The sequence below is a fragment of the Peribacillus sp. Hz7 genome (assembly GCF_042136355.1).
Lineage (GTDB): Bacteria > Bacillota > Bacilli > Bacillales > DSM-1321 > Peribacillus > Peribacillus asahii_A.
The window spans coordinates 29,630-46,683 of record NZ_JBHHJV010000018.1 but is presented as its reverse complement, the minus strand read 5'-3'; the positions used below and the strand labels follow the sequence as shown (position 1 = coordinate 46,683).

Below are 17,054 nucleotides of genomic sequence, written 5' to 3'. Positions count from 1 at the left end.
TTGAGTGCACCTCCTTCTAATTAGCCTTGTTTTTGTTTATGTTTAGGGTTTTCGCAAATAACCATTACTTTACCTTTTCTGCGGATAACTTTACATTTCTCACAGATTGGTTTGACTGATGGTCTAACTTTCATTGCTATCTAACCTCCTTATACAGATCGGAGCGTAACCAGATTTATTTAAATCGGTATGTGATTCTGCCGCGAGTTAGATCATACGGGGAAAGCTCAACCGTAACTTTATCTCCAGGCAAAATACGAATAAAGTGCATACGAATTTTACCGGATACATGAGCTAAAACAGTATGACCATTTTCTAATTCTACCTTAAACATTGCATTTGGCAAAGTCTCTTGTACTGTGCCTTCTACTTCAATTACATCGTCTTTCGCCATTAAAGTGATTCTCCCTTCTCTATGGGTGAACTCTAAAAGAGTACACATCTTTCCGTCAACCGTTACTACAGTCCAATCATCCTCTAAAGTCAGTGCATATCTGCATATAGTATTCACTTATTACAACAGCGTTTACCAAACCAGGCTTTAACTGAGGACCTTTATCAGGTGGACCGAAATGAGGAACTTAACTATGGGTCCTCATGTAAGTCTTGACCGATTCCGTGGAAGCCATACTCTCTAAACTCAAGAGAAATAGTGAACCACGACATAGGTTTGAATAGCATGGGAGATATTTGAAAGACGCACGCCTGGCAAGCTTCTTTCAACCCTCTATATAATGACTCTTTAAACCCTTTAGAGTCGCTCTAGTTTCTTCAGTAATTTTGTAGATTTTGAAAAAATCAAAAGCTAGATATTTTGAAGTACTGCGTTGACGCCCGCGAAATTCATTATACCTTTTATCGAAAAAAATTGCATACTTTTTCGCAAATTCCACAAGATTTGTAGAATCAGATGGCTAATCCTTCAAGAAGTGCATCAACATCTTCAAATACCTTATTAATATCTTGCTGGCCGTTAATGTTTTGCAAGTATCCTTTTTCCCCGTAGAAATCAAGGAGTGGCTGCGTTTGTTTCAAATTCACATCTAAGCGATTTTGAACCGTTTCTGCATTATCGTCAGCACGTTGGTAAAGTTCTCCGCCACAGCGATCGCATGTGTCTTCTTTTGCTGGAGGATTAAAAACAAGGTGATATGTCGAACCACAAGATTTACAAATGCGGCGACCTGTTAATCTTTCCATCAAAATCTCTTTATCCACGTCAATATTAATAACAAAATTGATTTGACGATCTAAATCTGTAAGAATATTTTCTAATGCTTCAGCTTGAGCCACAGTACGTGGAAAACCATCAAGCAAGAAACCTTTCTTACAATCATCTTTACTTAATCTTTCACGGACAATCCCGATTGTAACTTCATCTGGTACAAGCGCACCTTGATCCATGAATGATTTTGCTTGTATACCAAGCTTTGTTCCATCTTTGATAGCTGTTCGGAACATATCTCCAGTAGAGATATGAGGGATGTTATATTTTTCTACAATCTTTTCAGCTTGAGTACCTTTACCAGCGCCTGGAAGTCCCATTAATACTAGATTCATTTGTATTCCCCCTCAAACTCTATAATGGGCATTGGGAACAATCCGTTCCCAAAACTCATTACTTTATAAAACCTTTATAATGGCGTTTCACTAATTGCGCTTCAAGTTGTTTCATCGTATCAAGAGCTACCCCAACCACGATAAGAAGACTTGTTCCACCAATCTGTGCAGATTGAGGAAGATCAGCAATTTTAATGAAGAATACCGGTAAAACGGCAATGACTGCTAAAAATATAGAGCCAACAAACGTTAAACGATATAATACGCTCGTTAAATAATCTTGTGTATTCTGACCAGGACGAATCCCAGGTACATATCCACCTTGCTTTTTCAAATTATCAGCCATTTGTTCAGGATTAACCTGAATAAAGGCATAAAAATAAGCAAAAGCAATAATAAGAGCCACATAAATAATCATACCGATTGGTTCCGTATAATTAAATGACTTTTGAATCCATTCTGTTACACTATTCTGTTCAAAGAATGTAACAATGGTTGTAGGTGTAATAAGAAATGCCATCGCAAAGATTACCGGAATAACCCCTGCAGCATTCACCTTTAATGGTAGGTGAGTAGATTGCCCACCCATTTGTGTACGACCTGCCGCAGCGCGCTTCGCATATTGGATCGGAATTTTACGTAGTGCTTGTTGAATAAAGATAACAGCCACTATGATTGCTAATACTGCTAAAGCTATAAGAACCATGGTTACGATTCGTAAGAAAAGTTGTTCTCCAGCATCTTCAAACTGCTGAGCATAAATTTGATTAATTGTCGTAGGAAAACTCGCGACAATCCCAGCAAAGATAATGATAGAAATACCGTTACCTACACCTTTAGACGTGATCAGCTCTCCTAACCACAAAAGAAAAGCCGTACCCGCGGTTAAAACAGTCGCAATAAGCAAATACGTTCCAATGCTAGGGTCTTCTACTAAACCACTATACATACTATTGAATCCATAAGACATTCCTAATGCCTGAATAAATCCAAGAATAATGGTAAAGTAACGAGTGAATTGAGCTAGTTTACGACGACCAGCTTCCCCTTGCTTAGACCATTCAGTAAACTTTGGAACAACGTCCATTTGAAGCAACTGAACAATAATAGATGCCGTAATATACGGCATAATACCCATCGCTAAGATGGAGAAATTTTGCAAGGCACCGCCGCCAAAGGTATTTAATAAACCAATGACGCCTAACTCTTCCTGCGCTGTGAAAACATCGGCATTCACATTCGGTACAGGAATAAATGTACCGATGCGATAGACGATTAGCATTAGCAGGGTAAAGAAAATTTTATTTCTTATTTCACCCACACGCATAAAATTGGAGATCGTACGAAACATCAGATCACCTCTGCAGTACCGCCAGCAGCTTCGATAGCTTCTTTAGCAGCTGAAGAGAATTTGTTAGCTTTAACAGTAAGCTTTTTCTCGATGTTCCCTTTTGCAAGAATTTTGATTCCTGCTTTTTCTTTACTTACAATACCTGTCTCGATTAATAGAGCAGGTGTTACTTCTGTACCGTCTTCGAAACGATTCAACGTATCAAGATTCACGATAGCATAGTCTTTACGGTTGATGTTTGTAAATCCACGTTTTGGTAAACGTCTGAATAATGGTGTTTGACCACCTTCAAATCCAAGACGAACGCCACCGCCTGAACGAGCGTTTTGTCCTTTATGACCTTTACCAGCAGTTTTACCGTTACCAGATCCGATACCGCGACCTTTACGTTTACGTTCTTTACGAGCACCTTCTGCAGGTTTTAACTCATGAAGTTTCATTGTTGGCACCTCCTTGTTATGAGTTATGTTTTTATTGTTCCTTTACAGTAACAAGATGAGCAACTTTGGTAATCATACCGCGAATCGCAGGGTTATCATCATGAACAACTGTTTGATGCATTTTACGTAAACCCAGTGTGTTAACTGTAACGCGTTGATCTTCAGGGCGACCAATCAAGCTACGAGTAAGGGTAATTTCTAATTTAGCCATTTGAATTCCCCCCTTATCCTAACAGTTCTTCTACTGATTTACCACGTAACTTAGCTACGTCCTCAGCACGTTTCAATTGCTTTAATCCTTCGATTGTTGCACGAACCATGTTAATTGGTGTACTTGTACCTAGAGATTTAGAAAGAATATCTTGGATACCACCTAATTCTAAGACTGCACGAACTGGTCCACCAGCGATAACTCCAGTACCGGCAGAAGCAGGTTTTAATAATACGTGACCTGCACCGAAACGTCCGTTAACAAGGTGCGGAATAGTTGTTCCAACCATTGGTAACGTAATTAAGTTTTTCTTAGCATCCTCGATAGCTTTGCGGATCGCATCTGGAACTTCTTGAGCTTTACCAGTACCGAATCCAACGTGACCGTTTTTATCACCAACAACTACAAGTGCAGTGAAACGGAAACGACGTCCGCCTTTTACAACTTTAGCTACACGGTTAACGGTAACTACGCGTTCTTCAAGTTCTAATTTATTAGGATCAATACGACGCATCTGTTTTGTCCCTCCTTATCCATTAAAATTCTAAGCCGTTTTCACGAGCAGCGTCAGCTAATGCTTTTACGCGGCCATGGAAAAGGTAACCCCCGCGGTCAAATACCACAGTTGTATAACCTTTTTCTACAGCACGTTTCGCAATAAGTTCGCCAACTTTTTGAGCTGCTTCAGCATTGCTAGTAGCTTCTGTACCGATCTCTTTATCAAGAGTAGAAGCACTTGCTAGAGTTACGCCTTTTACATCGTCAATTAATTGTGCGTAAATGTGTTTGTTTGAACGGAACACATTTAAACGAGGACGAGCTTCCGTACCAGAAAGTTTCGCACGGACACGCGCGTGTCTTTTCTGACGAGTAGCGTTTTTATCAAGCTTCGTAATCATTTACGTCACTCCTTTCGTTTACTTATGCGACATTACTTACCAGTTTTACCTTCTTTACGACGAACATATTCACCTTCGTAACGAATACCTTTACCTTTATAAGGCTCTGGCGGGCGAACATCACGGATATCAGCTGCAAGAGCGCCTACACGTTCTTTGCTAATACCTTTAACAATAATCTTTGTATTTGAAGGAACTTCAATTTCAAGTCCTTGTTCAGCTTCAAATTCAACAGGGTGAGAGTACCCAACATTAAGAACTAGCTTGCTACCTTGCTTTTGAGCACGGTAACCAACCCCGATAAGTTCTAATGATTTTTCGAATCCTTTAGAAACACCTTCAACCATGTTTGAAAGTACAGCACGAGTTGTACCATGGATAGTACGGTGCTCTTTTGAATCAGAAGGACGTGTTACTGTAACTACGTTCTCTTCTTGAGCGATTGTAAGATCCGCATGAAATGATCTAGATAATTCACCTTTAGGACCTTTTACAGTTACATCACTACCGTTGATTGTAACTGTAACGCCAGCAGGAATTTCAATAGGTTTTTTACCTACACGTGACATTTAGTGCACCTCCATTCTTGTAACAATGTATTACCAAACGTATGCTAATACTTCTCCGCCTACTTGTTTAGCGCGAGCTTCTTTATCAGTGAAAACTCCTTGAGAAGTTGAAACAATTGCGATACCTAATCCATTAAGAACGCGTGGTACTTCACCAGTTTTTGCGTATACACGTAAACCAGGTTTACTAATACGTTTTAATCCAGTAATTACACGCTCGTTGTTTCCACCGTATTTTAAGAAGATACGGATGATACCTTGTTTATTGTCTTCGATAAACTCAACGTCACGTACGAAGCCCTCTTTTTTCAAGATCTCAGCAATATCTCTTTTGATCTTAGAAGCAGGAACTTCTAATTTTTCGTGACGTACCATGTTCGCATTACGGATGCGAGTAAGCATATCTGCAATAGGATCTGTCATGACCATTTTATTTTACCTCCTTCCCAAACTCGGGTTTTACCAGCTAGCTTTTTTCACGCCAGGAATTTGTCCTTTATATGCAAGTTCGCGGAAACAAATACGGCAAAGTTTAAATTTACGGTATACAGAATGTGGACGTCCGCAACGTTCGCAACGTGTATATTCTTGTACTTTAAACTTAGGTCCGCGCTTTTGTTTTACGACCATAGACTTTTTAGCCACGTTATAGCCTCCCTTTTTTGATTACTTTTGGAACGGCATTCCGATTTGAGTAAGTAGTTCACGAGCTTCTTCATCTGTATTAGCAGTCGTTACAATAACGATGTCCATACCACGAACTTTGCTCACTTTATCGTAGTCAATCTCAGGGAAGATTAGCTGTTCTTTTACACCTAATGTGTAGTTTCCACGACCATCAAATGATTTTTTTGAAACGCCGCGGAAGTCACGTACACGTGGTAAAGAAACAGAAACTAGCTTATCAAGGAATTGATACATACGCTCTCCACGTAGTGTAACCTTCGCACCGATAGGCATACCTTCACGTAAACGGAAGCCTGCGATTGATTTTTTTGCTTTTGTTACTACAGGTTTTTGACCAGCGATTTGTTGTAATTCTTCAACAGCAACATCTAGTGCTTTTGAGTTAGCAACAGCATCACCCACACCCATATTAATAACAACCTTTTCGATCTTTGGTACTTGCATTACTGATTGATAGTTGAATTTACCCATTAAAGATGGAGTAATTTCGCTTTGGTATTTTTCTCTAAGGCGGCTCATTATTTAGTTACCTCCCTTCATTTATGACTTATTTATCTAAAGTTTCACCTGATATTTTAGCTACGCGTACTTTTTTGCCGTTTTCAATCTTGTATCCAACACGAGTTGGTTTACCTGATTTTGGATCAAGCGGCATAACATTAGAAACGTGAATAGCAGCTTCTAGACTAATAATTCCACCTTGTGGATTAGCTTGTGATGGCTTAGAATGCTTTTTCACGATGTTTACTCCCTCAACAAGCACACGATTTTTCTTTGGGTATGCTGCAAGGATTGTACCTTGTTTGCCTTTGTCCTTACCAGAGATAACTACGACTTTGTCACCTTTTTTAACATGCATTAGCTTCGCACCTCCTTGAAAGGCTTTTACGATATTTATCAATTATAGAACTTCTGGAGCAAGAGAAACGATCTTCATGAAATTGTTGTCACGTAATTCACGAGCAACTGGTCCAAAGATACGTGTTCCACGCGGGCTCTTATCGTCACGGATAATTACACAAGCATTCTCATCGAATTTAATGTAAGATCCATCAGGACGACGTACACCGCTTTTTGTACGTACGACAACTGCTCTAACTACATCACCTTTTTTAACAACGCCACCTGGTGTTGCTTGTTTAACTGTAACAACGATGATATCACCGATATTTGCAGTTTTACGACCAGAACCACCAAGAACTTTAATTGTTAAAACCTCACGAGCACCAGAGTTGTCTGCTACTTTTAAACGAGATTCTTGTTGAATCATGTACGGTACCTCCCTTCGGAATTAGCTTAATCCGAACATAGATTAAATAATAACTGCTTTTTCTACTACTTCTACTAAACGGAAGCGTTTTGTCGCTGAAAGTGGACGAGTTTCCATAATACGTACTACATCGCCAATTTTCGCTTCATTCAGCTCGTCATGAGCTTTGAATTTCTTCGAGTACTTTACGCGCTTACCGTATAAAGAATGCTTTTTATACGTTTCTACAAGGACTGTTACTGTTTTATCCATTTTGTCGGATACAACGCGGCCAGTGTAGACTTTACGTTGGTTGCGTTCGCTCATTCTGCAAACCTCCATTCAATTATCGATTATTGACACCGATCTCTCTTTCACGAACAACTGTTTTCATACGAGCGATCGATTTGCGCACTTCGCGGATGCGAGCTGTATTTTCAAGTTGTCCAGTAGCTAACTGGAAACGAAGATTAAATAGTTCTTCTTTAAGAGATTTTACTTTTTGTTCAATTTCGGCAGTGGTTAATTCTTTGATTTCATTAGCTTTCACTTGATTCACCACCAATTTCTTCTCGTTTTACAAACTTACATTTAACTGGAAGTTTGTGCATTGCAAGACGTAATGCTTCACGTGCAATCTCTTCAGATACACCAGAGATTTCAAACATTACTTTACCTGGTTTAACAACTGCAACCCATCCTTCAGGAGCCCCTTTACCAGAACCCATTCGGACTTCAAGTGGTTTAGCAGTGTAAGGCTTGCTTGGGAAAATTTTGATCCAAACTTTACCGCCACGTTTCATGTAACGTGTCATTGCAATACGTGCAGCTTCGATTTGACGGTTTGTGATCCAAGAAGCTTCAAGTGCTTGAAGGCCATATTCTCCGAAATGTACTTCAGTACCACCTTTAGCATTCCCTCTCATTTTACCGCGGTGTTCACGACGATATTTTACGCGTTTTGGCAATAACATATTATTTTCCTCCTTCCTCAGATTTCTTCTTAGTAGGAAGAACTTCTCCACGGTAGATCCAAACTTTTACGCCTAATTTACCGTAAGTAGTGTCTGCTTCTGCATGAGCATAATCAATGTCAGCACGAAGTGTGTGAAGAGGAACTGTTCCTTCACTATAGTGTTCAGCACGAGCGATATCAGCACCGCCAAGACGACCAGAAACTTGCGTTTTGATTCCTTGAGCACCAGCGCGCATAGTACGTTGAATAGCTTGCTTTTGAGCACGACGGAATGAAACACGATTTTCTAATTGACGAGCAATGTTTTCTGCAACTAATTTCGCATCAAGATCTGCTCTTTTGATTTCAATGATGTTGATATGAACTCTTTTACCTGTTAATTGGTTTAATGCTTTACGAAGCGCTTCAACTTCTGTACCACCTTTACCAATAACCATACCTGGCTTAGCTGTGTGTACAGAAATGTTAATGCGGTTAGCAGCACGTTCAATTTCAACTTTTGATACAGAAGCATCACTTAAACGTTTCGTGATATATTCACGAACTTTAAGGTCTTCATGTAAAAGTTCTGCATAGTCTTTATCAGCGTACCACTTGGACTCCCAATCTCGGATGATCCCAATACGCATACCGATTGGATTTACCTTTTGACCCACAGATTATCCCTCCTTCTTTTCTGATACAACGATTGTAATATGACTAGTACGTTTGTTAATCGCACTCGCACGACCTTGAGCGCGAGGACGGAAACGTTTTAAAGTTGGTCCTTCATTAACGTATGCTTCTGAAATAACTAGGTTATTGATATCCATTTCGTAGTTATGTTCTGCGTTTGCGATAGCAGACTTAAGAACTTTTTCTACAACTGGAGATGCAGCTTTTGGAGTTAAACGAAGAATCGCAACTGCCTCACCTACTTGTTTCCCTCGGATTAAATCCGTAACTAAACGGACTTTACGAGCTGCAATACGAACTGTTTTAGCGACAGCTTTTGCTTGCATGAGATGCCCTCCTCTCATTAACGTCTTGTTTTCTTATCGTCACTTGCATGACCTTTATAAGTTCGTGTTGGCGCGAATTCGCCTAGTTTGTGACCTACCATATCTTCAGTTACATAAACCGGCACATGTTTACGACCATCATAAACTGCGATTGTGTGTCCGATGAATTGTGGGAAGATTGTTGAACGACGAGACCAAGTTTTTACAACCTGCTTCTTATCTGCTTCATTTAACTTTTCAATTTTAACGATTAAATGATCATCAACAAAAGGCCCCTTTTTTAAGCTACGACCCATGCGAGTACCTCCCTTCGTGATCGTTCTACGGTTCTTTGAATGAACCGTAGTTCAATCCCGTTATTTTTTACGACGACGTACGATAAATTTATCGGATTTGTTCTTTTTCTTACGTGTTTTGTATCCAAGAGTTGGTTTACCCCATGGAGACATTGGTGATTTACGTCCGATTGGTGAACGACCTTCACCACCACCGTGTGGGTGATCATTCGGGTTCATTACAGATCCACGAACTGTTGGGCGTTTACCTAACCAACGTGAACGACCTGCTTTACCGATGTGGATAAGTTCATGTTGTTCGTTACCTACTTGACCGATTGAAGCACGGCATGTAGCAAGAATCATACGAACTTCACCAGAGTTTAAACGTACAAGTACATAACGACCTTCTTTACCAAGTACTTGAGCAGATGTACCTGCTGAACGGACTAATTGTCCACCTTTTCCTGGTTTAAGTTCGATGTTATGGATTACTGTACCAACTGGGATGTTGATTAATGGAAGAGCGTTACCTACTTTAATATCAGCTTCAGGACCTGACATGATCTCCATACCTACTTCTAGGTTTTTAGGAGCTAGGATATAACGTTTTTCTCCATCTACATAGTTAATTAATGCAATGTTTGCAGAACGATTTGGATCGTACTCAATTGTAGCAACGCGTCCTGGTATACCATCTTTATTTCGTTTGAAATCGATGATACGGTATTGACGCTTGTGACCGCCACCTTGATGACGAACTGTTAACTTACCTTGGTTGTTACGGCCGCCTTTACTATGAAGGGGAGCAAGTAATGATTTTTCTGGTTTGTCTGTAGTAATCTCAGCAAAATCAGAAGTTGTCATGTTGCGTCGACCGTTAGAGGTAGGTTTATACTTTTTAATCGCCATTGTATTTCCCTCCTTCTCTTATGAATTAAGCTTCAAATAGCTCGATTTCTTTGCTATCAGCAGTTAGTTTAACAATAGCTTTACGGCGCTTGTTAGTGTAGCCTGCATGTTTACCCATGCGTTTGAATTTCCCTTTGTAGTTCATGATGTTTACTTTCTCAACTTGTACGCCAAAGATTTCTTGAACAGCATCTTTAACTTGAGTTTTGTTAGCTTTCACATCAACTTCAAAAGTGTACTTCTTCTCAGCCATTGCATCTGAAGAAGCTTCAGTGATTACGGGGCGCTTAATGATATCGCGTGCGTCCATTATGCAAGCACCTCCTCTACTTTTTCGACAGCTGATTTAGTCAAGATCAATTTGTTGTGTGATACAACATCAAGAACGTTAAGACCATCAGCTTCCACTACAGTAACACCTGGGATGTTACGTGCAGAAAGAGCAACTTTCTCATCTACTCCATTAGTAACGACTAATGCTTTAGTATCAACAGAAAGGTTATTTAGAACTGCTACAAATTCTTTCGTTTTTGGAGCTTCGAAAGATAAGCTTTCAAGAACTAAGATGTTCTCTTCTAATGCTTTAGCAGATAATGCAGATTTAATCGCTAAACGACGTACCTTTTTCGGTAATTTGTAAGCGTAAGATCTTGGAGTTGGTCCAAATACAGTACCACCACCACGCCATTGTGGTGAACGGATAGAACCTTGACGTGCGCGTCCAGTTCCTTTTTGTTTCCAAGGTTTACGTCCGCCGCCTGCAACTTCAGAACGGTTTTTTACTTTATGAGTTCCTTGACGTAAGGAAGCTCGTTGCATAATGATTGCTTCAAATAATACGTGATTATTAGGCTCAATACCAAATACAGAATCGTTAAGTTCGATATCTCCAACTTGTGATCCAGCTTGGTTGAACAGAGTAACTTTTGGCATTCTAATGCTCCTCCTTTCTTAAATATTACTTCGCTTTAATAGCGTTAGTTACTTTGATTAAAGCTTTTCTCGCACCTGGTACGTTACCTTTAATCAATAGTAAATTACGTTCAACGTCAACTTTAACGATAGCTAAGTTTTGAACAGTGATTTGTTCTCCACCCATGCGTCCTGGTAATAATTTACCTTTGAATACACGGTTTGGAGCAACAGGACCCATTGAACCCGGGCGACGGTGGTAACGAGAACCGTGTGCCATTGGTCCGCGAGATTGTCCGTGGCGCTTGATAGAACCTTGGAAACCTTTACCTTTTGAAATTCCTGTTACATCAACTAGTTCGCCTTCAGCGAAAATATCAACTTTGACTTCCTGACCGATCTCGTATTCACCAAGATTAGCTCCGCGGAATTCACGGATGAAGCGCTTAGGAGCAGTGTTTGCTTTTTCAACGTGCCCTTTTTCAGGTTTGTTTGAAAGCTTTTCACGCTTTGTTTCGAAACCGATTTGAATTGCTTCATAACCGTCTGTTTCAACCGTTTTCTTTTGTAGAACAACGTTTTCCGCAGCTTCGATAACTGTTACTGGAATAAGCTCACCGTTTTCAGCGAAAACTTGAGTCATACCGATTTTTCTTCCTAAGATTCCTTTGGTCATTAGTCACACCTCCTAGAGTAATTGTTCATTTTTATATGAATTATAATTTAATTTCAATATCAACGCCTGATGGTAAATCTAAACGCATCAATGAATCAACTGTTTGCGGAGTTGGATTAACGATGTCGATTAGACGTTTATGCGTACGCATTTCGAATTGCTCACGAGAATCTTTGTATTTATGAACCGCACGAAGGATTGTATAAACAGATCTTTCAGTTGGCAATGGGATCGGACCAGATACAGCCGCACCAGAGCGTTTTGCAGTTTCAACAATTTTCTCAGCAGATTGATCAAGGATTCTGTGATCATATGCTTTTAAACGGATACGAATTTTTTGTTTTGCCATTATTTTCCCTCCTTTTCGCCTATTTTAAAATAGACCTTCTCAATGGAAATTTCCCACTCACTCGCCATGGCAAAGCGGCCGGGTGTGTCAGCAACCTTCCATATCATCGCAGTCAAAGACCAACATTGTCTATTATACACAAAGCACAAAGAATAAGCAAGAAAAACTTACAACAAACTTTGTGTAACACACTTTTACTATTATACATAGATATAGTCCTCTTATCAAGTGTTAGTTCACAACAACTTTGAAACTAGTTTCTTCTATTAATAAATAAAACTTTTTATGTAAAGTTATTTATATAGATATAAAGGAAGAGAAGACACATATAAGAAAAGAGGAACTAGAAGGGAAGTTACTCTTTACCTTTATCTATTGAACAGAGTATAAATCGATAAGCTAGACTATACACAATACAGCCGCACTTCATTTTAACTCATAGCTTCTAAGTACTTATACTAGTTTCCTATACAATAAAAAAAGCCAGACAGCGTCCTGTCTGGCCCTTTCAGAAGGCGTCCCTTCCTATTTATAAACCGTCAGTTATAATTACTCAGTGATTGTAGCAACTACACCAGCGCCTACAGTACGTCCACCCTCACGGATAGAGAATTTAGTACCTTCTTCGATAGCGATTGGAGCGATCAATTCAACAGTCATTTCGATGTTGTCACCAGGCATAACCATTTCTACGCCTTCAGGTAAGTTACAGATACCAGTTACGTCAGTTGTACGGAAGTAGAACTGAGGACGGTAGTTAGAGAAGAATGGAGTGTGACGTCCACCTTCTTCTTTTGAAAGAACATAAACTTCAGCTTTAAATTTAGTGTGTGGAGTGATTGAACCTGGTTTAGCAAGTACTTGTCCACGTTGGATATCTTCACGAGCTACACCACGAAGAAGTGCACCGATGTTGTCACCAGCTTCAGCATAGTCAAGAAGTTTACGGAACATTTCAACACCTGTTACAGTAGTTGATTTTGGCTCTTCAGAAAGACCGATGATTTCGATTACGTCACCGACTTTAATTTGTCCACGCTCAACACGTCCAGTAGCAACTGTTCCACGTCCAGTGATTGAGAATACGTCCTCAACTGGCATCATGAAGTCTTTATCAGTATCACGAGTTGGTGTTGGGATGTACTCATCAACAGCGTTCATTAATTCGTGAATTTTTTCTTCCCAAGCAGCGTCTCCTTCAAGAGCTTTAAGAGCAGAACCTTTGATAACTGGGATATCATCACCAGGGAAATCGTATTCAGAAAGAAGATCACGGATCTCCATTTCTACTAATTCAAGAAGTTCTTCATCGTCTACCATGTCACATTTGTTCATGAATACAACAAGGTAAGGTACACCTACTTGACGAGAAAGAAGGATGTGCTCACGAGTTTGTGGCATTGGGCCATCAGCAGCAGATACTACTAAGATACCGCCGTCCATTTGAGCAGCACCAGTGATCATGTTTTTAACATAGTCAGCATGTCCTGGGCAGTCAACGTGTGCGTAGTGACGGTTAGCAGTTTCGTACTCAACGTGTGCAGTAGAGATTGTGATACCACGTTCTCTTTCTTCTGGAGCACCATCAATTTGGTCATAAGCGCGTGCTTCTGCACCACCTGATTTTGCAAGTACAGTTGTGATAGCAGCTGTTAAAGTAGTTTTACCATGGTCAACGTGACCAATTGTTCCAACGTTAACGTGGGGTTTTGAACGATCAAATTTTTCTTTAGCCATTAGGGAATTCCTCCTTAAATTTACGAATAATATTAAGTATATAGTTCTGTGACAGAAGAAAAATTCTTCCATCACAGCTTACATAAGTAGTTATACTTTAATAAAGTATGAAAATCAATTATTCACCTTTATTTTTTTTGATAATTTCTTCAGAAATGCTCTTTGGTACTTCTTCATAGTGATCGAAGTGCATAGAGAATGTTCCGCGTCCTTGTGTATTAGAACGTAGAGATGTTGCATATCCGAACATTTCAGATAGTGGAACCATCGCTTTAACAACTTGCGTGTTACCGCGAGCTTCCATACCTTCTACACGGCCACGACGTGATGTAACATCACCCATGATATCTCCCATGTATTCTTCTGGAATAACAACTTCTACTTTCATAATCGGTTCAAGGATAACCGGTTGACATTTAGATACTGCATTTTTAAGTGCCATAGATGCAGCAATTTTAAACGCCATTTCGTTGGAGTCAACATCATGGTATGATCCGTCGAAAAGTTTTGCTTTAATATCGATAAGAGGGTATCCAGCAAGTACACCGCGATCAAGAGAGTCTTCTAGACCAGCTTGAACTGCAGGGATGTATTCACGTGGTACAACACCACCGACGATAGCATTTTCAAATTCGAAGCCTTTTCCTTCTTCGTTAGGAGAAAACTCGATCCATACGTGACCGAATTGTCCACGACCACCAGATTGACGTACGAATTTACCTTCAACTTGTGCTGATGCACGGAATGTTTCACGGTAAGCTACTTGAGGAGCACCTACGTTCGCTTCTACCTTAAATTCACGACGCATACGGTCAACAAGGATATCTAAGTGAAGTTCACCCATACCAGCGATAATTGTTTGACCTGTTTCTTGGTCAGTATGCGCACGGAATGTTGGATCTTCATCTTGTAGTTTTTGTAAAGCTTGAGACATTTTGTCTTGGTCAGCTTTTGATTTTGGTTCAACAGAAAGCGAGATAACTGGCTCTGGGAAGACCATAGACTCAAGAATAACTTGGTTTTTGTCATCACATAGAGTGTCACCTGTTGTAGTATCTTTCAAACCTACTGCAGCTGCGATATCTCCTGCGTATACTTGAGAAATTTCTTCACGGCTGTTTGCATGCATTTGTAGGATACGTCCAACACGCTCACGTTTACCTTTTGTAGAGTTTATTACGTAAGAACCAGATTGCAATGTACCTGAGTATACACGGAAGAATGTAAGTTTCCCTACATATGGATCCGTCATTACTTTAAATGCAAGTGCTGAGAATGGCTCTTCATCGCTTGAATGACGCTCAACTTCTTCTTCGCTATCAGGAAGAGTACCTTTAATAGAAGGTACATCAGTTGGAGCTGGAAGATAGTCGATAACCGCATCTAGCATTGGTTGTACACCTTTATGCTTGAAAGCAGTACCACAGATTACTGGATAGAATTCAACAGCGATTGTCGCTTTACGGATTGCCGCTTTAAGCTCTTCAACTGAAATTTCTTCTCCACCTAGGTATTTTTCCATTAAATCTTCGTCAACTTCAGCAACACCTTCGATTAATTTCTCGCGGTATTCTTGAGCTAATTCAAGATGTTCTGCAGGAATTTCACCTTCTGTGATATCAGTACCTTGGTCATTACCGTAGAAAGTTGCTTTCATTTCTACTAAGTCAATGATTGCTGAGAAGTTATCTTCAGCACCAATTGGTAATTGGATTGGGTGAGCGTTCGCTTGAAGGCGATCGTGTAGAGTTCCTACAGAATATAAGAAATCTGCACCCATTTTATCCATTTTGTTTACGAATACAATACGTGGTACTCCGTAAGTTGTTGCTTGACGCCAAACTGTTTCAGTTTGAGGCTCAACACCTGATTGCGCATCAAGAACAGCTACAGCTCCATCAAGAACACGTAGAGAACGCTCAACTTCAACAGTGAAGTCAACGTGACCTGGAGTATCGATAATGTTGATACGGTTACCGTTCCATTGTGCAGTTGTTGCAGCAGATGTAATTGTAATTCCGCGTTCTTGCTCTTGTTCCATCCAGTCCATTTGTGAAGCACCTTCGTGCGTTTCACCAATTTTATGGATTTTACCAGTGTAATAAAGAATACGTTCTGTAGTTGTCGTTTTACCAGCATCAATGTGAGCCATGATCCCGATATTACGAGTATTTGCTAAGGAGAACTCTCTTGCCATTTGTCTTTCTCCTTCCTTCTATGAATTTAATTTTATAGTATTTAATCTTACCAACGGTAGTGAGCGAATGCTTTGTTCGCTTCTGCCATTTTGTGTGTATCTTCACGTTTCTTAACTGATGCACCAGTGTTGTTAGCTGCATCCATGATTTCAGAAGCTAAACGCTCTTCCATCGTTTTTTCTCCACGAAGACGAGAGTAGTTTACTAACCAACGAAGACCTAGAGTTGAACGGCGGTCTGGACGCACCTCAACTGGTACTTGGTAGTTAGCACCACCTACACGGCGTGCTCTAACTTCTAATACAGGCATGATGTTTTTAAGTGCTTGTTCAAACACTTCGATTGGTTCATTGCCAGTACGTTCTTTAATAAGATCGAATGCAGAGTAAAGAATTTTTTGTGATTTACCTCTTTGTCCATCAACCATCATTTTGTTGATTAAACGAGTCACAAGTTTTGAATTATAAATTGGATCTGGTAATACATCTCTTTTTGAAACAGGTCCTTTACGAGGCATTAATTTTTCCTCCTTTCAAAGAAAATCATATTTTAAGTTTTAGATTATTTTTTTGCAGCTTTTGGACGCTTCGTACCGTATTTAGAACGGCCTTGCATACGGTTGTTAACACCAGCAGTGTCAAGTGCACCACGAACGATGTGATAACGTACCCCTGGTAAATCTTTTACACGACCACCGCGGATAAGTACCACGCTGTGTTCTTGTAAGTTGTGACCGATACCTGGGATATAAGCTGTTACCTCGATACCGTTTGTTAAACGTACACGCGCATATTTACGTAACGCAGAGTTTGGTTTTTTCGGTGTCATTGTACCAACACGCGTACAAACACCACGTTTTTGCGGAGATGATACGTTAGTTTGTGCTTTCTTGAAGCTGTTGTAGCCTTTGTTTAGCGCTGGTGATTTTGAATTAATTTCTTTTGATTCGCGACCTTTGCGCACTAATTGGTTAATAGTAGGCATTCTATTTTTCCTCCCTTCACTTTTTCATTCCTAGTACCACACATCCAGGTGGTTCATAAATGGGTAAA

Annotated in this window: 29 protein-coding genes and 1 pseudogene; all 30 read right to left on the bottom strand. The window is 40.0% G+C overall.

What is annotated here, in order from left to right; translation table 11 throughout:
* Positions 1–20: 20 nt before the first annotated feature.
* Positions 21–134: a 50S ribosomal protein L36 gene (rpmJ, locus tag ACE199_RS18705; RefSeq protein WP_003156543.1), complete on the bottom strand. Its 114-nt coding sequence runs from the start codon at positions 132–134 to the stop codon at positions 21–23.
* A gap of 41 nt (positions 135–175) precedes the next feature.
* A complete protein-coding gene (gene infA / locus ACE199_RS18700; RefSeq protein WP_028390440.1) occupies positions 176–394 on the bottom strand; it encodes a translation initiation factor IF-1 in 219 nt (72 codons plus the stop codon).
* Positions 395–418: 24 nt separating this feature from the next.
* A pseudogene (locus ACE199_RS18695) lies at positions 419–744 on the bottom strand (M24 family metallopeptidase); the annotation flags it as partial.
* Between the two features lie 162 nt (positions 745–906).
* Entirely contained in the window at positions 907–1,560 is a 654-nt protein-coding gene (locus ACE199_RS18690; protein WP_375351116.1) for an adenylate kinase, read from the bottom strand.
* Between the two features lie 58 nt (positions 1,561–1,618).
* On the bottom strand, positions 1,619–2,911 hold the full coding sequence (gene secY, locus ACE199_RS18685; protein WP_127758674.1) for a preprotein translocase subunit SecY: 1,293 nt from the start codon (positions 2,909–2,911) through the stop codon (positions 1,619–1,621).
* Positions 2,911–3,351 (bottom strand): 50S ribosomal protein L15, encoded by a 441-nt coding sequence (gene rplO / locus ACE199_RS18680; RefSeq protein WP_119118226.1) that lies wholly within the window; start codon positions 3,349–3,351, stop codon positions 2,911–2,913. The genes secY and rplO overlap by 1 nt, the downstream gene beginning before the upstream one ends.
* A gap of 31 nt (positions 3,352–3,382) precedes the next feature.
* Complete coding sequence (rpmD, locus tag ACE199_RS18675) at positions 3,383–3,562, bottom strand: 50S ribosomal protein L30 (RefSeq protein ID WP_119118225.1); 180 nt, start codon at positions 3,560–3,562, stop codon at positions 3,383–3,385.
* Between the two features lie 13 nt (positions 3,563–3,575).
* A complete protein-coding gene (rpsE, locus tag ACE199_RS18670; RefSeq protein ID WP_119118224.1) occupies positions 3,576–4,076 on the bottom strand; it encodes a 30S ribosomal protein S5 in 501 nt (166 codons plus the stop codon).
* A 22-nt stretch (positions 4,077–4,098) separates the two neighbouring features.
* The gene (rplR, locus tag ACE199_RS18665; RefSeq protein ID WP_119118223.1) at positions 4,099–4,461 is read right to left on the bottom strand and encodes a 50S ribosomal protein L18; all 363 of its coding nucleotides are present in this window, start codon (positions 4,459–4,461) and stop codon (positions 4,099–4,101) included.
* 32 nt (positions 4,462–4,493) lie between these two features.
* The gene (rplF, locus tag ACE199_RS18660) at positions 4,494–5,030 is read right to left on the bottom strand and encodes a 50S ribosomal protein L6 (protein WP_127758673.1); all 537 of its coding nucleotides are present in this window, start codon (positions 5,028–5,030) and stop codon (positions 4,494–4,496) included.
* Positions 5,031–5,060: 30 nt separating this feature from the next.
* Complete coding sequence (gene rpsH / locus ACE199_RS18655; RefSeq protein WP_127758672.1) at positions 5,061–5,459, bottom strand: 30S ribosomal protein S8; 399 nt, start codon at positions 5,457–5,459, stop codon at positions 5,061–5,063.
* A gap of 30 nt (positions 5,460–5,489) precedes the next feature.
* Positions 5,490–5,675: a type Z 30S ribosomal protein S14 gene (locus ACE199_RS18650; protein ID WP_050613643.1), complete on the bottom strand. Its 186-nt coding sequence runs from the start codon at positions 5,673–5,675 to the stop codon at positions 5,490–5,492.
* A 21-nt stretch (positions 5,676–5,696) separates the two neighbouring features.
* Positions 5,697–6,236 carry a 50S ribosomal protein L5 gene (gene rplE / locus ACE199_RS18645; RefSeq protein WP_127758671.1) on the bottom strand — a complete coding sequence of 180 codons (540 nt, stop codon included), beginning with the start codon at positions 6,234–6,236 and terminating at the stop codon, positions 5,697–5,699.
* Positions 6,237–6,264: 28 nt separating this feature from the next.
* Positions 6,265–6,576, bottom strand: a complete 312-nt coding sequence (gene rplX / locus ACE199_RS18640) for a 50S ribosomal protein L24 (protein WP_127758670.1) — start codon at positions 6,574–6,576, stop codon at positions 6,265–6,267.
* A gap of 42 nt (positions 6,577–6,618) precedes the next feature.
* On the bottom strand, positions 6,619–6,987 hold the full coding sequence (rplN, locus tag ACE199_RS18635) for a 50S ribosomal protein L14 (RefSeq protein ID WP_119118219.1): 369 nt from the start codon (positions 6,985–6,987) through the stop codon (positions 6,619–6,621).
* A gap of 42 nt (positions 6,988–7,029) precedes the next feature.
* The gene (gene rpsQ, locus ACE199_RS18630) at positions 7,030–7,293 is read right to left on the bottom strand and encodes a 30S ribosomal protein S17 (RefSeq protein ID WP_041101764.1); all 264 of its coding nucleotides are present in this window, start codon (positions 7,291–7,293) and stop codon (positions 7,030–7,032) included.
* Between the two features lie 19 nt (positions 7,294–7,312).
* Positions 7,313–7,516: a 50S ribosomal protein L29 gene (rpmC, locus tag ACE199_RS18625; protein ID WP_028390454.1), complete on the bottom strand. Its 204-nt coding sequence runs from the start codon at positions 7,514–7,516 to the stop codon at positions 7,313–7,315.
* The gene (gene rplP / locus ACE199_RS18620) at positions 7,506–7,940 is read right to left on the bottom strand and encodes a 50S ribosomal protein L16 (RefSeq protein WP_252292547.1); all 435 of its coding nucleotides are present in this window, start codon (positions 7,938–7,940) and stop codon (positions 7,506–7,508) included. The genes rpmC and rplP overlap by 11 nt, the downstream gene beginning before the upstream one ends.
* A gap of 1 nt (position 7,941) precedes the next feature.
* Entirely contained in the window at positions 7,942–8,598 is a 657-nt protein-coding gene (gene rpsC / locus ACE199_RS18615) for a 30S ribosomal protein S3 (protein ID WP_119118217.1), read from the bottom strand.
* 3 nt (positions 8,599–8,601) lie between these two features.
* Entirely contained in the window at positions 8,602–8,943 is a 342-nt protein-coding gene (gene rplV, locus ACE199_RS18610) for a 50S ribosomal protein L22 (protein WP_127758668.1), read from the bottom strand.
* A gap of 17 nt (positions 8,944–8,960) precedes the next feature.
* Positions 8,961–9,239: a 30S ribosomal protein S19 gene (rpsS, locus tag ACE199_RS18605; RefSeq protein WP_375351115.1), complete on the bottom strand. Its 279-nt coding sequence runs from the start codon at positions 9,237–9,239 to the stop codon at positions 8,961–8,963.
* Positions 9,240–9,299: 60 nt separating this feature from the next.
* The gene (gene rplB / locus ACE199_RS18600; RefSeq protein ID WP_127758666.1) at positions 9,300–10,130 is read right to left on the bottom strand and encodes a 50S ribosomal protein L2; all 831 of its coding nucleotides are present in this window, start codon (positions 10,128–10,130) and stop codon (positions 9,300–9,302) included.
* 25 nt (positions 10,131–10,155) lie between these two features.
* Positions 10,156–10,440 (bottom strand): 50S ribosomal protein L23, encoded by a 285-nt coding sequence (gene rplW, locus ACE199_RS18595; RefSeq protein ID WP_127758665.1) that lies wholly within the window; start codon positions 10,438–10,440, stop codon positions 10,156–10,158.
* Positions 10,440–11,063, bottom strand: a complete 624-nt coding sequence (rplD, locus tag ACE199_RS18590) for a 50S ribosomal protein L4 (protein ID WP_375351114.1) — start codon at positions 11,061–11,063, stop codon at positions 10,440–10,442. The genes rplW and rplD overlap by 1 nt, the downstream gene beginning before the upstream one ends.
* A 25-nt stretch (positions 11,064–11,088) precedes the next feature.
* Positions 11,089–11,718, bottom strand: coding sequence for a 50S ribosomal protein L3 (gene rplC / locus ACE199_RS18585; protein ID WP_375351113.1), 630 nt, complete (start codon positions 11,716–11,718; stop codon positions 11,089–11,091).
* 40 nt (positions 11,719–11,758) lie between these two features.
* Positions 11,759–12,067 carry a 30S ribosomal protein S10 gene (rpsJ, locus tag ACE199_RS18580; protein ID WP_019244375.1) on the bottom strand — a complete coding sequence of 103 codons (309 nt, stop codon included), beginning with the start codon at positions 12,065–12,067 and terminating at the stop codon, positions 11,759–11,761.
* Between the two features lie 549 nt (positions 12,068–12,616).
* Complete coding sequence (tuf, locus tag ACE199_RS18575) at positions 12,617–13,804, bottom strand: elongation factor Tu (protein ID WP_127758662.1); 1,188 nt, start codon at positions 13,802–13,804, stop codon at positions 12,617–12,619.
* 118 nt (positions 13,805–13,922) lie between these two features.
* A complete protein-coding gene (gene fusA, locus ACE199_RS18570; RefSeq protein ID WP_375351112.1) occupies positions 13,923–16,001 on the bottom strand; it encodes an elongation factor G in 2,079 nt (692 codons plus the stop codon).
* 47 nt (positions 16,002–16,048) lie between these two features.
* Positions 16,049–16,519 carry a 30S ribosomal protein S7 gene (gene rpsG / locus ACE199_RS18565; protein WP_127758660.1) on the bottom strand — a complete coding sequence of 157 codons (471 nt, stop codon included), beginning with the start codon at positions 16,517–16,519 and terminating at the stop codon, positions 16,049–16,051.
* A gap of 44 nt (positions 16,520–16,563) precedes the next feature.
* Positions 16,564–16,986, bottom strand: coding sequence for a 30S ribosomal protein S12 (rpsL, locus tag ACE199_RS18560; protein ID WP_127758659.1), 423 nt, complete (start codon positions 16,984–16,986; stop codon positions 16,564–16,566).
* Between the last annotated feature and the right edge of the window lie 68 nt (positions 16,987–17,054).

Bases quoted from the DNA above. Each gene is read 5' to 3' on its own strand.
- rpmJ (WP_003156543.1), bottom strand. From the start codon at position 134: ATGAAAGTTAGACCATCAGTCAAACCAATCTGTGAGAAATGTAAAGTT.
- infA (WP_028390440.1), bottom strand. From the start codon at position 394: ATGGCGAAAGACGATGTAATTGAAGTAGAAGGCACAGTACAAGAGACT.
- ACE199_RS18690 (WP_375351116.1), bottom strand. From the start codon at position 1,560: ATGAATCTAGTATTAATGGGACTTCCAGGCGCTGGTAAAGGTACTCAA.
- secY (WP_127758674.1), bottom strand. From the start codon at position 2,911: ATGTTTCGTACGATCTCCAATTTTATGCGTGTGGGTGAAATAAGAAAT.
- rplO (WP_119118226.1), bottom strand. From the start codon at position 3,351: ATGAAACTTCATGAGTTAAAACCTGCAGAAGGTGCTCGTAAAGAACGT.
- rpmD (WP_119118225.1), bottom strand. From the start codon at position 3,562: ATGGCTAAATTAGAAATTACCCTTACTCGTAGCTTGATTGGTCGCCCT.
- rpsE (WP_119118224.1), bottom strand. From the start codon at position 4,076: ATGCGTCGTATTGATCCTAATAAATTAGAACTTGAAGAACGCGTAGTT.
- rplR (WP_119118223.1), bottom strand. From the start codon at position 4,461: ATGATTACGAAGCTTGATAAAAACGCTACTCGTCAGAAAAGACACGCG.
- rplF (WP_127758673.1), bottom strand. From the start codon at position 5,030: ATGTCACGTGTAGGTAAAAAACCTATTGAAATTCCTGCTGGCGTTACA.
- rpsH (WP_127758672.1), bottom strand. From the start codon at position 5,459: ATGGTCATGACAGATCCTATTGCAGATATGCTTACTCGCATCCGTAAT.
- rplE (WP_127758671.1), bottom strand. From the start codon at position 6,236: ATGAGCCGCCTTAGAGAAAAATACCAAAGCGAAATTACTCCATCTTTA.
- rplX (WP_127758670.1), bottom strand. From the start codon at position 6,576: ATGCATGTTAAAAAAGGTGACAAAGTCGTAGTTATCTCTGGTAAGGAC.
- rplN (WP_119118219.1), bottom strand. From the start codon at position 6,987: ATGATTCAACAAGAATCTCGTTTAAAAGTAGCAGACAACTCTGGTGCT.
- rpsQ (WP_041101764.1), bottom strand. From the start codon at position 7,293: ATGAGCGAACGCAACCAACGTAAAGTCTACACTGGCCGCGTTGTATCC.
- rplP (WP_252292547.1), bottom strand. From the start codon at position 7,940: ATGTTATTGCCAAAACGCGTAAAATATCGTCGTGAACACCGCGGTAAA.
- rplV (WP_127758668.1), bottom strand. From the start codon at position 8,943: ATGCAAGCAAAAGCTGTCGCTAAAACAGTTCGTATTGCAGCTCGTAAA.
- rpsS (WP_375351115.1), bottom strand. From the start codon at position 9,239: ATGGGTCGTAGCTTAAAAAAGGGGCCTTTTGTTGATGATCATTTAATC.
- rplB (WP_127758666.1), bottom strand. From the start codon at position 10,130: ATGGCGATTAAAAAGTATAAACCTACCTCTAACGGTCGACGCAACATG.
- rplW (WP_127758665.1), bottom strand. From the start codon at position 10,440: ATGGACGCACGCGATATCATTAAGCGCCCCGTAATCACTGAAGCTTCT.
- rplD (WP_375351114.1), bottom strand. From the start codon at position 11,063: ATGCCAAAAGTTACTCTGTTCAACCAAGCTGGATCACAAGTTGGAGAT.
- rplC (WP_375351113.1), bottom strand. From the start codon at position 11,718: ATGACCAAAGGAATCTTAGGAAGAAAAATCGGTATGACTCAAGTTTTC.
- rpsJ (WP_019244375.1), bottom strand. From the start codon at position 12,067: ATGGCAAAACAAAAAATTCGTATCCGTTTAAAAGCATATGATCACAGA.
- tuf (WP_127758662.1), bottom strand. From the start codon at position 13,804: ATGGCTAAAGAAAAATTTGATCGTTCAAAACCCCACGTTAACGTTGGA.
- fusA (WP_375351112.1), bottom strand. From the start codon at position 16,001: ATGGCAAGAGAGTTCTCCTTAGCAAATACTCGTAATATCGGGATCATG.
- rpsG (WP_127758660.1), bottom strand. From the start codon at position 16,519: ATGCCTCGTAAAGGACCTGTTTCAAAAAGAGATGTATTACCAGATCCA.
- rpsL (WP_127758659.1), bottom strand. From the start codon at position 16,986: ATGCCTACTATTAACCAATTAGTGCGCAAAGGTCGCGAATCAAAAGAA.